Source organism: Thiobacillus denitrificans DSM 12475 (assembly GCF_000376425.1).
Lineage (GTDB): Bacteria > Pseudomonadota > Gammaproteobacteria > Burkholderiales > Thiobacillaceae > Thiobacillus > Thiobacillus denitrificans.
In genome coordinates, this window is sequence record NZ_AQWL01000005.1 from 203,755 (window position 1) to 215,330 (window position 11,576).

An 11,576-nucleotide genomic window follows, 5' to 3' on the forward strand; every position below is an offset into this window, starting at 1 on the left:
TGCTCCGAATAACGAACTTCCGGATTTTACATCGCTTGTCCACCCTGCCCGGCTTTGCGCTTGTCGTGTTGTTGCTGACCGCTGTTCCGGCGGCGGCGAACGGGCTCGCACTGAAAAAAGACGTCGAGCTCGCCGGCTCGGCTGCGGCAGGCAAGGCGGGGCCGCTGTTCGTGACGGCCGATCGCATCGAATCGACCACCGCCAACGTCATCGAAGCCAGCGGCCATGTGGAAGCCCGCCAGGCCGGGCAGAACTTCTTCGCCAACTGGCTGCGCTACGACACCACGCTGAGCCAGGTGGAAGCACGCGGCCAGGTACGGCTGGAGCAGACCACGCTGCAGGTAGCCGGAGACACCCTCAAATTCAACCTCGATGACTACAGCGGCGAGCTCACCCAGCCGGTATACCGGTTCCCGGCGCAGCAGGGGCGCGGCAACGCCGACCGCATCGAGTTCATCGACGAAAACCATTTCAAGCTGCAGGACGCCACCTATACCACCTGTTCGGTGGACAACGACGACTGGTTCCTCAAGGTGGGCGACCTCGACATCGACAGGACCCGCAGCGTGGGCACGGCGCGCCACGCTTCCCTGCAGTTTCTCGGTGTGCCCATCCTGTACACGCCGTGGGTGGATTTCCCGCTCAGCGATGCACGCAAGACCGGCATGCTGGCGCCCACTTTCGGCACCACCGAGCGCAGCGGCCTCGATATCCTGTTGCCGTATTACCTCAATCTCGCACCCAACTACGACGCCACACTCTACCCGCGCCTGCTGTCCAAGCGCGGGGTGCAGCTGGGCGGTGAATTCCGCTACCTGCTGGCAGGCGCCCGCGGCGAGAATCGCCTCGAATACCTGCCGAACGACAGCGAGGCCGAGCGCTCGCGCTGGAGCGTGGCGCTGAAGAACGAAACCATCCTGAACGCGAACACCCAGGCCGGCATGGTGTTCAATCGCGTGTCCGACGACGATTATTTCCGCGACCTGTCCAATCTCATTTCCATCACCTCGCTTACCCATCTCAATCGCGAGGCCTGGCTGACCACGCAACACGCCAACTGGCGTGCCGAATTGCGCGCGCAAAGCTACCAGACGTTGCAGGACTCCACCTCGACCATCCACATTCTCGAACCTTACGCACGGCTGCCACAGGCCCGCCTGGGCATGACGAAAACCTTCGAGAACGGGCTTGAGTTCAGGCTGGACAGCGAAGCCACCCGCTTTGCCCACCCCACGCAGACCGAAGGCACCCGCGCGCTGGCCTACCCGACGCTGCGCTTGCCGCTGGCCAACTCGTTCGGCTTTTTTACTCCGCAGATCGGCTGGCACAGCAGCTATTACGACCTGGACGACAGCGTGGACAAACAGCGCATCTCGCGCAATGTGCCCATCCTCAGCCTCGACAGCGGCGTTACCTTCGACCGCCCGTTCCGCTTTGCCGGCCACGATTTCGAGCAGACGCTGGAACCGCGCGCCTACTACGTATACGCGCCGTATCGCAATCAGGATGCAATCCCGGTGTTCGACACCGCGCTGCTCGATTTCAGCTACGCACAGATGTTCACCGAGAACCAGTTCATCGGCGGCGACCGCGTCAACGACGCCAACCAGCTGACGCTCGCCGTCACCAGCCGCTTCATCGAGGCCGAAAGCGGCCTGGAACGGCTGCAGGTCACCCTTGGCCAGCGCTATTACTTCAGCGCGCAGCAGGTCCGCCTGCCCGGCGTGCCCCCGCGCACCAGCAGCGCCACCGACCTGCTCGCCGCCGTCAGCGGGCAGATCACGCGCGACTGGCGCATCGATACTGCCTGGCAGTTCGATACCCAGAATGGCACCACCATCCGCCAGAACCTCGGCGCCTCCTATCGTCCCGGCCCCGGTCGCGCATTGAACTTTGGCTACCGTTTCATCGACCAAACCACCGAGCAGGTCGATCTGTCCGCGCAATGGCCGCTGGCCAGGCGCTGGTACGGCATGTTCCGCTACAACTATTCGTTCCAGGACGACAAGCTGGTCGAAGGGCTGGCCGGGCTTGAATACAATGGCGGTTGCTGGGCGGTGCGCGCGGTGTTCCAGCGTCTGGCCACCAAGGAAGACCAGTCCACCGATGCACTGTTCTTCCAGCTCGAGTTGAGCGGCATGGGGCGCCTGGGCGCCAACCCGCTCGACGTTTTGAAACAAAGTGTTCCCGGATACAGGCCAAGCAATGAAATTCTTCAAACGCCCTGAATGGCACCGCCCGCACTGGGTACTGGTGCTGCTGATCGCCGCCTCGACCCTGCTGCCGGCCCACGCCGCGGTTCAGCCGCTCGATCATATCGTTGCCGTCGTCAACGACGAAGTCATTACCCATCAGGAGCTCGTCAAGCGTTACGACGAAGTCGTGCGCAACCTGTCGCGGCAGAACACCCCGCTGCCGTCGCGCGAGATACTGGAAAAACAGCTGCTCGAGCGCATGGTCACCGAACTCGCCTTGCAGCAGCACGCCCGCAGCACCGGCGTGCGGGTCGACCCGACGCAGGTCGAGCGCGCCCTGCAGCGCATCGCCGCGCAGAACAAGCTCGACATGGCCGGATTGCAGGCCGCACTGGAAAAGGACGGCCAGAGCCTCGACCACATGCGCACCACCATCCGCAATGAAATCCTTATTGCACGCGCCCGCGAACGCGACGTCGACAACCGCATCGCCGTCAGCGACGCCGAGATCGAAGGCTATCTGCAAACCCAGGCACAGCAGGGCGTGGAGACGGAATACAACTTCGCCCACATTCTCGTTACCGTGCCGGAGAACGCGTCTCCCGAACAAATCCAGGCGCGCCGCGACCGCGCCGAGGACATCCTCGCCCAGCTCGCCAGGGGCGCCGACTTCGCCCAGCTGTCGGCCAGCCATTCCGACGCCCCCAACGCGCTGCAGGGCGGCGCTTTCGGCTGGCGCGCCAGCGGCAAGATGCCGGCCCTGTTCGCCGATGCGCTGAAACCGCTGCAACCGGGCCAGATCGCCCCGCTGCTGAAAAGCAGCAACGGCTTTCACATCCTCAAGCTCAACGACAAGCGCGGGCTGGACGTGGCACTCAACGTCACGCAGACGCACGCCCGCCACATCCTCATCAAGACCAACGAGCTCACCTCGGAATCGGATGCCCGCAACCGCCTGCTGCAACTGAAAGAGCGTATCGACAACGGCGTGAAATTCGACGAGCTCGCACGCCTGCACTCCGAGGACGCCAGCGCTTCCAAGGGTGGCGACCTCGGCTGGATCAATCCCGGCGACACCGTGCCCGATTTCGAGAAAGCGATGAACGCCCTGCAACCCGGTGAGGTCAGCGCGCCGATCCAGTCGCCCTTCGGCTGGCACTTGATCCAGGTGCTGGAGCGCCGCGAGCAGGACGTCACGCAGGAACGCCAGAAACTGCTGGCGCGCCAGGCCATCCGCGAACGCAAGGCGGAAGAAGCCTTCCAGGACTGGGTGCGGCAGATTCGCGACTCGGCCTACGTCGAACTGCGCCCGCTCAATTGATCCGGGTATCCCGAGGGTGAGCGAAGCCGCGAATCTGCCCGTTCTCGCCCTCACTGCCGGCGAACCCGCCGGAATCGGGCCCGACCTCTGCATCGCGCTGTCGCAGCAGGCGCTGCCATGCCGCCTCTCGGTGCTGGGCGATATCGGGGTGCTGCGCGCGCGCGCCGCCCGGCTCGGCATCGCGCCCGATTTCGTCAGCGGCGACGCCGTTCCCGCGCACCGGCAGGGCCGTCTGCATGTGCGCCACATTCCGGTTGCGGCCCCGGTCGCCGCAGGCGTGCTCGACCCCGCCAACAGCGCCCACGTGCTCGCCCTGCTCGACGCCGCCGTCGCCGGCTGCATGAACGGCAGCTATGGCGCCGTCGTCACCGCGCCGGTACACAAGGGCATCATCAACGATGCCGGCTTTGCCTTCACCGGCCACACCGAATACCTGGCCGACCGCAGCGGCACCGAAAAAGTCGTGATGATGCTTGCCGGCGGCGGCCTGCGCGTCGCGCTCGCCACCACCCATCTGCCTTTGCGCGAGGTGGCCGACGCCATTACCCCTGCGCTGCTCGATGCGGTGATCCGCATCCTGCACGCCGACCTGCAAAGCAAGTTCGGCATCGCCCGGCCGCACATCCTGGTGGCCGGGCTCAATCCGCATGCCGGCGAATCCGGCCACCTCGGGCGCGAGGAGATCGACGTCATCGAGCCCACGCTCGATCGCCTGCGTGGCGAAGGCATGACGCTCGTCGGCCCGCTGCCCGCCGACACGCTGTTCTCGCGCATCCGCCACGACCGCTGCGACGCCGTGCTGGCGATGTATCACGACCAGGGCCTGCCGGTGCTCAAATACGCCAGCTTCGGCGCCGGCGTGAACATCACGCTCGGTCTGCCGTTCATCCGCACCTCGGTCGACCACGGCACCGCGCTCGACCTCGCCGGCACGGGACGCGCGGAAGTGGGCAGCCTGATCGCCGCGATCGAAGTGGCGCTGGAGATGCTGAAGGCAAAGGGGACAGGATGCGGGGACCAGGATTTAGGGGATGAGCAACCGAAGGCCGCGAAATTTAACGAGCCCCCAGCCTCCAGCCCCTAGCCATGCATACCCCCCGCAAACGCTTCGGCCAGAATTTCCTCGTCGACGACAGCATCGTCCATGCCATCGTCAACGCCATCCACCCGCAGGCGTCCGACATCGTGGTCGAGATCGGCCCCGGCCTCGGCGCGCTGACGCGGCCCCTGCTCGAACGCCTGCCGCATCTGCATGCCGTCGAGCTCGACCGCGACATCGTCGCGCGCCTGCAAAGAACCTGGCCGGCCGAGCGGCTCAGCGTGCACGGCGGCGACGCGCTGAAATTCGATTTCAGCGCGCTGGGCCATGATCTGCGCATCGTCGGCAACCTGCCCTACAACATTTCCACGCCGCTGCTGTTTCACTTGATGGCGTTCGCCGAGCACATCCGCGACATGACCTTCATGCTGCAGAAGGAGGTCGTCGAACGCATGGTCGCCGCGCCTTCGACCCCCGATTACGGGCGCCTGTCGATCATGCTGCAGCGCCGCTTTCACCTGGAATGGCTGCTCGACGTCCCGCCTGCCGCCTTCAATCCGCCGCCCAAGGTCGATTCCGCGGTCGTCCGCCTGATCCCCAAAACACCGGCTGAAATCGTCCCGCTCGATGAGGCGCTGTTTGCGCGCGTCGTCGCTGCCGCGTTTTCGCAGCGGCGCAAGACCCTGAAGAACACGCTCGGCAGCCTGCTCAAGTCCGGCGACTTGGCCGCGCTCGGAATCGACGCCGGCAAGCGTGCGGAAAATCTCGCCGTCGCCGACTACGAAGCCATCACCCGGCATCTGGCCGGACAAGACCGCGCGGCGTAAAACCCCACCTCCAGGCAGGGCAAGACGAGCGAAACGGACTGGCGGCTCAAGCTTGATAGCCGAAGTCCGATACTCAGGTAGTCGCCTGCCCGAACCTTATGGACACCCACACCCCGTACCCACTCTCAGCTTCTCCGCCGAGCCTGGAGCCCGAAATCGAGCGGGAGTTGCTACGCGCCTATATCGACAGCGCCAACGACGGCATTTTTGTCGTCTGCGACGAGATGAAATTCCATGTCGCCAATCCGCTCATGGCCACCTGGATCGGGATCAGCGAAACCGAGCTGACCGCGCATGGGCAGCGCATGCCGATCACCGAGCTACTGGGCCCGACCGAGACCGAGGCCCTGTTCCGCGAACATTTCCGCACCGCGCTTGAGGGACGGGCAACGCGTTTCGAAATGGAGATCAATCCGCCGCGCGGCGAACCGCGCTGGGTTGAAATCAGCATGAACCGCGTACGCCTGAATAACGGCGAACTGGTGATCGGCATCCTGCGCGACGTCACCGAGCGCAGGATGCTGCAAACCACGTTGCAGCACCATGTAAGCCACGACGATCTGACTGGACTGGTCAACCGGCGCGAATTCCAGCAACGCCTGCAGGCGCTGGTCGACAGCGTGAAAACCAACCGCGGATCGCATGTCCTGGCCTATATCGACCTCGACCAGTTCAAGCTGGTCAACGACACCTGCGGCCACCTGGCCGGCGACGAGCTGCTGCGCCTGCTGGGGCAGCAGCTGAAGCAGCTGACGAACCGGCGCGACGTGGTCGCTCGCCTCGGAGGCGATGAATTCGGGCTACTGCTATACGACCGGCCGATTGAAGAAGGCATGCGGGTGGCAGAAGCCTTGCGCACCGCCATGGCCGGCTATCGCTTCGCCTGGGATGGACGCAGCTTCGAGGTGACGGCCAGCGTCGGCCTGTGTGCCGTCGGCGACGACACGGTTTCCGCGGAAGACGCGTTGAGCGCGGCCGATGCCGCCTGCTATGTTGCCAAGGATCAGGGGCGCAACCGCGTCCAGTTGTATCTCGGCGGTACCGCCTGCACCGGCAGGCGCCAGGAAATGCAATGGGTGGCACGCCTGCAGAAGGCGCTGGACGAAAACCGCTTTCAGATATGGCAGCAGCAGATTCTCGACCTGAGACGCGCTCCAGGGGAGGGCGCCGGGCATGTCGAAATGCTGCTGCGCCTGATCGGCGAGGACGGAGCGATCGTCGCGCCAGACCGGTTTTTCCCGGCGGCCGAACGCTACGGGCTGATGCCTGCCATCGACCGCTGGGTCGTCCAGCATCTGCTGCTGGACGAGCAACACGGGGGGCTGCAGGCGGAAATGGCGCGCACCTCGGCCACGCATTGCGCCATCAACCTGTCCGGCGCCAGTCTCAATGACGACATGTTCATGGCCTTCCTGGAAGACGCGCTGCGCCGCACAACGCTGGCGGGAGATCGGTTGTGTTTCGAAATCACCGAGACCGTGGCGGTGACCCATTTCGGACGCACCCGCGAAGTGATGCACGCCATCAAGCAGTTCGGCTGCCGGTTCGCACTGGATGACTTTGGCAGCGGCATGTCTTCGTTCAGCTACCTGAAGAACCTGCCGGTGGACTATCTCAAGATCGACGGCACCCTGGTGCGGCATATCGTCGAGGATGCCGCCGATTTCGCCATGGTCGAGGCCATCAACCGCGTCGGCGCTGCGCTCGGGCTGAAGACGATCGCCGAGTTCGTCGAGAGCGAGGCGGCGCTGCGGCGGCTACGCGAAATCGGCGTCGACTATGCCCAGGGCTACGCCATCCACCGTCCCCAGCCATTGTTCGGCGAATCGGGTCCCGCCTGAAGCCGCAACCGTACGCTCCACCGCGACAAGCGGGGGCAGTTCAGTCCGGCATAAAGGGGTAGTCGGTATACCCTTTCTCTTCCCCGGTGTAGAACGTTGCGTAATCGGGCGGATTCAAGGCCACGCCGCGGCGGAACCGTTCCACCAGATCGGGGTTGGCCAGCAGCAGGCGGCCGAACGCAATCGCATCGGCGGCGCCCGACGTCACTGCAGCCTGCGCGGTTGCGAAGTCGTAGCCGTTGTTGAGGATCAGATTGCCCGAATACAGCGCACGCAGCCTGTCGTAATCGAATGGCGGCCACTGTCCCCGGGGCGCGCCACCGGCTCCCTGCAACACGTCCAGGAAAGCGAGTTGCAGCGGATTGAGCTGTCCGACAACGTAATCGAACGTATCCTGCGGATCGTCGTCGCTGATGTCGTTGAATGGCGTCACGGGAGACAGCCGCAGGCCGGTGCGGTCGCTGCCGATTTCCCTGCACACGGCATCCATCACTTCCAGCAGCAGACGCGCCCGGTTTTCCTTGCTGCCGCCGTAGGCATCGGTGCGCCGGTTGGTGGACGAGCGCAGGAACTGATCCAGTAGATAACCATTGCCGGCGTGGATTTCCACGCCGTCGAAACCCGCGTCGATGGCATTGCGCGCGGCCTGCCCGAAATCAGCGACCAGGGCGGGGATTTCCGCAAGGTCGAGCGCGCGCGGCGTGACGAAATCCTTCATCCCCTGCCCGGTGAACACCTGGCCGGACGGACGGATCGCCGACGGTGCGACCGGCAACGCGCCGCCCGGCTGCAGATCGGGATGCGAAATCCGCCCCACATGCCACAGTTGCAACGCGATCTTCCCGCCGGCGCCATGCACCGCATCGGTTACCTGCTTCCAGCCCGCGATCTGTTCGGGCGTATGGATGCCGGGTGTGCGGGGATAGCCGTGGCCCGCCGCGCAGATCGGCGAAGCCTCGGTCAGGATGAGCCCGGCCGAGGCGCGCTGGCGATAGTATTCGGCCACCCGCAGCGTCGGCACGTTGCCCGTGCCGGCGCGGTTGCGCGTCAGCGACGACATCACCACGCGGTTGGCAAGCTCGATGGCGCCGAAGCGGGCAGGTGAAAAGAGATCGGTCACGTCGGGATTCCTCTGGGTCTAGTTGCAGGCAGGGTTGATGAAACACATTCAACGTACCTTGGGGTCAGATCCGGAAATGCAAGCTTCGCTGGCGTCGATCGATGGGATAGCAGGGTCGATGGCGCGGATGTTTGAGATAATTGGAAATGGAGCCCGATACTGGTCGTGCTGCTTGCGGAAACCATCCCGGCACATCCAGGAAAGGGCCATGGAATAGCCTACTCCAAACCTAGGAATTGAATCATGATCGAGAATCAGGAACGCTTCAGCCGAGCGGTGGCACTGTTTGATGCCGCCAATGCGGAAGACCCCAATCAGGATGAAGGCCAGCCCAAGGAACTGCTTTACGGCCGTCGCATGTCGGACATGATCGCCCGCTTTGCACCGGAAGCCTCCGAAGTGGCGCAACTGGCCGTGCGCGCCCAGCACATCCAGCGCTGGAAGGTGCCGCGCAGCAGTTATCCGATGAACAAGGAGGGCTATCACGCGTGGCGCACCGGGCTTTACACGTTTCACGCCGATACGGCGGGCGAGCTGATGCGCCAGGCCGGCTACGACGACGCAATGATCGAACGCGTCAAGAAGGCGGTGAGCAAGCGCGGCATCAAGAGCAATCCGGAAACGCAACTGCTGGAAGACATCGCCGATCTTGTCTTCATCGAGCATTACATACTGGCCTTCGCCCAGAGCAAGCCCGACTACGACGAGGCGAAATGGCTGGATATCATCCGCAAGACATGGCAGAAGATGTCGAAGGCCGCCCAGGCCTTCGCACTGTCCGGAAAAATCAAGCTGCCCGAGCCGCTGTTACCGCTGATCACCAAGGCAATCGGTTAGCAAGCGCTGCGGCCTGGGCCGGTTACTCCGCCCATTCCTTCACCCACCCGGCGGTTCCCTTCTGGATGAATTCGATCGGGTAGCCGTCGGGATCTTCGATGAACGCGATCACCGTGGTGCCATGCGACATCGGCCCGGCCGGGCGCAGCACCTTGCCGCCCCTGGCTGCGACGGCGTCGCACGCGGCGTAGGTGTCGTCGACCTCGATGGCGATGTGGCCGTAGCCGCTGCCGGCTTCGTATTTGTCGACGCCCCAGTTGTAGGTCAGCTCAAGCACTGCCGTGCGGTCTTCCGTGTCGTAGCCGACGAAGGCGAGCGTGAACTTTCCGCCCGGATAATCCTTGCGGCGCAGCAGTTTCATGCCGAGCACGCTGGTGTAGAAATCGATCGAACGGTCGAGGTCGCCGACGCGCAGCATGGTGTGCAGGATTCGCATGGTTTCAGACCCGAAAAAGAGAAGCTCCCATTGTGCGCAACTCGGCGCGCCGCGCAAGCGCGTCCGGGCAGAGCGCCGCGACCTGCGCCCAGAAGCGCGGCGAATGGTCGAGGTGGACGAGGTGGGCGAGTTCATGCGCCGCAACGTAGTCGATATGGGCGAGCGGTGCCTGCACCAGTCGCCAGTTGAGGCGGATGTGGCCGTTCCGGGTGCAGCTGCCCCATTGGGTTTGCGCGTCGGACAGGGCAAAACGGCGGGGTGCGCGTCCCAGTTTGCGGGCGATACGCGCGAGCCGCCAGGCCAGCAGACGCTCGGCGCGAAGTTGCAGCCAGTCGCGGATCAAGGTTCCGGCGTCGGCATCGTACGGCGCATGGATGCGCAGCGTGCCACCATGGCGGCGCACCTCGCTGAACAATGAAGGCCGGATATCGAGTGCAAGGACGCGCCCCAGGTAACGCACTTCGTTCGCGGCGAGCGTCCCGGGTTGCGATGCGCGCGCCTGCATCCGTGCCCAGGCGCGGGCGAGCCAGCCGTGTTGCAGCGTGACATAACGCTCGATCTCGGCGCGCGGCGTCCAGCTCGGCGCATGAATGCGCACTTCGCACGAAGTCACCGTCAGGCCGAGCGTGCGGCGGCGGCGCGAGCGCTTGAGCGCAAACGGCACCGCGATGCCGCCGAGCTGCAACACCCCGTTATTGGCGTGCGGCAGCAGGGGGCAGCCTCGCCATTTCGGCCTCGATCCAGGCCTCGACCGCGCGGGTGAGTTCGGCCGCACTTTTGCCCGCCGTGGCAATGGCCGGGCCGATGCTGACGGTGATGGTGCCGGGACATTTGATGAAGGCATTTTTTGGCCACACCTCGCCCGCGTTGTGCGCCACCGGCACGATGGGGGCGCCGCTTTCCGCCGCCAGCCAGCCGCCGCCTATGCCATAGCGGCCTTTTTCACCGGGAGCGACGCGCGTGCCTTCGGGAAACACCAGCACCCAGAATCCCTGCGCGATTTTTTCCTTGCCTCGGGCGACGATCTGCTTGAGCGCTTCGCGCCCGGCACCGCGGTCGATGGCGATGGGAGAAAGCATCCGGAATGCCCAGCCAAAAAACGGCACGTTCAGCAGCTCCTGCTTGATGACCGGCGAGACCGGCGGAAACAGGAACAGAAACGCCACGGTTTCCCACGCCGACTGGTGCTTGGCGAGAATGACGGCAGGCTGTTCCGGCAGGTTTTCAGCCCCCTTCACCACATAGCGGATGCCGAGCACCCAGCGCGCCAGCCAGATCACGATGCGGTTGTAGCCGGTAATCATCCGGTAACGCGTATGCGCCGAAAACGGAAAACTGAGCAAGGCAACCAGGCTGAAGAAAACCGTCAGCACGGTTTGCAGAACCATGAAAATCAGCGAACGGAGCAAATTCATGCCGCCACCTTGAGCAGGTAATCGACGACCTCGCTCAGGTTGGCAAATACCGGCGTGTTCTCGGGCAGGTTGCCTGCCGCCAGGGTTTTTTCGCCCTTGCCGGTTCGCACCAGCAACGGACGGGCGCCCACGCTGGCCGCCGCCAGCAGGTCGCGCAGCGAATCGCCGATGGCGGGCACATCCTGCAGATCCTGGCCGTAGCGTGCGGCGATCTCGTCGAACAGCCCCGGCTTGGGCTTGCGGCAACTGCACTCCATGTCAGCCGAATGCGGGCAGTAAAACACCGCCTCGATGCGTCCCCCCACCTGCGCCACTGCCTTGTGCATCTTGGCATGGATGGCATTCAGCGTGGCCATTTCGAATAGCCCGCGAGCCAGCCCGGATTGATTGGTGGCCACCACCACTCGCCAGCCCTCGCGCGTCAGCCGCGCGATCGCTTCCAGGCTGCCGGGAATGGGCTTCCACTCTTCCGGAGACTTGATGAACTGGGCGGAGCCGAAATTGATGACGCCGTCGCGGTCGAGAATGATGAGCTTCATGGTCCA

The 11,576-nt window shown here is 64.4% G+C and carries 11 protein-coding genes; 6 read left to right on the plus strand and 5 right to left on the minus strand.

Annotation, left to right across the window (positions count from 1 at the left end; genetic code table 11):
- The first annotated feature begins 35 nt into the window (after positions 1–35).
- The 5 genes from B059_RS0109865 to B059_RS18920 all read left to right on the plus strand — a co-directional run bounded on the left by B059_RS0109865 (position 36) and on the right by B059_RS18920 (position 7,223).
- A complete protein-coding gene (locus B059_RS0109865) occupies positions 36–2,228 on the plus strand; it encodes an LPS-assembly protein LptD (protein ID WP_018078087.1) in 2,193 nt (730 codons plus the stop codon).
- Entirely contained in the window at positions 2,206–3,516 is a 1,311-nt protein-coding gene (locus B059_RS0109870; RefSeq protein WP_018078088.1) for a peptidylprolyl isomerase, read from the plus strand. Before B059_RS0109865 ends, B059_RS0109870 begins: the two co-directional genes overlap by 23 nt.
- A gap of 16 nt (positions 3,517–3,532) precedes the next feature.
- Positions 3,533–4,600, plus strand: coding sequence for a 4-hydroxythreonine-4-phosphate dehydrogenase PdxA (gene pdxA, locus B059_RS0109875; RefSeq protein WP_018078089.1), 1,068 nt, complete (start codon positions 3,533–3,535; stop codon positions 4,598–4,600).
- Between the two features lie 2 nt (positions 4,601–4,602).
- The gene (gene rsmA / locus B059_RS0109880) at positions 4,603–5,382 is read left to right on the plus strand and encodes a 16S rRNA (adenine(1518)-N(6)/adenine(1519)-N(6))-dimethyltransferase RsmA (RefSeq protein WP_018078090.1); all 780 of its coding nucleotides are present in this window, start codon (positions 4,603–4,605) and stop codon (positions 5,380–5,382) included.
- A gap of 98 nt (positions 5,383–5,480) precedes the next feature.
- Entirely contained in the window at positions 5,481–7,223 is a 1,743-nt protein-coding gene (locus B059_RS18920; RefSeq protein WP_081601607.1) for a putative bifunctional diguanylate cyclase/phosphodiesterase, read from the plus strand.
- Positions 7,224–7,263: 40 nt separating this feature from the next.
- Here B059_RS18920 and B059_RS0109890 read toward each other — a convergent pair whose 3' ends face one another.
- Positions 7,264–8,343: an alkene reductase gene (locus B059_RS0109890; protein ID WP_018078092.1), complete on the minus strand. Its 1,080-nt coding sequence runs from the start codon at positions 8,341–8,343 to the stop codon at positions 7,264–7,266.
- 243 nt (positions 8,344–8,586) lie between these two features.
- Here B059_RS0109890 and B059_RS0109895 point away from each other — a divergent pair, with 243 nt between their 5' ends.
- Positions 8,587–9,180: a DUF4202 domain-containing protein gene (locus B059_RS0109895; RefSeq protein WP_018078093.1), complete on the plus strand. Its 594-nt coding sequence runs from the start codon at positions 8,587–8,589 to the stop codon at positions 9,178–9,180.
- 22 nt (positions 9,181–9,202) lie between these two features.
- Here B059_RS0109895 and gloA read toward each other — a convergent pair whose 3' ends face one another.
- From gloA to gmhB, 4 genes are read right to left on the minus strand one after another with little or no spacing between them, the layout of a single operon-like run.
- Complete coding sequence (gene gloA, locus B059_RS0109900) at positions 9,203–9,616, minus strand: lactoylglutathione lyase (RefSeq protein ID WP_018078094.1); 414 nt, start codon at positions 9,614–9,616, stop codon at positions 9,203–9,205.
- 4 nt (positions 9,617–9,620) lie between these two features.
- Positions 9,621–10,304 carry a M48 family metallopeptidase gene (locus B059_RS0109905; RefSeq protein ID WP_018078095.1) on the minus strand — a complete coding sequence of 228 codons (684 nt, stop codon included), beginning with the start codon at positions 10,302–10,304 and terminating at the stop codon, positions 9,621–9,623.
- Positions 10,305–10,308: 4 nt separating this feature from the next.
- On the minus strand, positions 10,309–11,031 hold the full coding sequence (locus B059_RS0109910) for a lysophospholipid acyltransferase family protein (RefSeq protein ID WP_018078096.1): 723 nt from the start codon (positions 11,029–11,031) through the stop codon (positions 10,309–10,311).
- A complete protein-coding gene (gene gmhB, locus B059_RS0109915; protein WP_018078097.1) occupies positions 11,028–11,570 on the minus strand; it encodes a D-glycero-beta-D-manno-heptose 1,7-bisphosphate 7-phosphatase in 543 nt (180 codons plus the stop codon). The genes B059_RS0109910 and gmhB overlap by 4 nt, the downstream gene beginning before the upstream one ends.
- Positions 11,571–11,576: the final 6 nt, after the last annotated feature.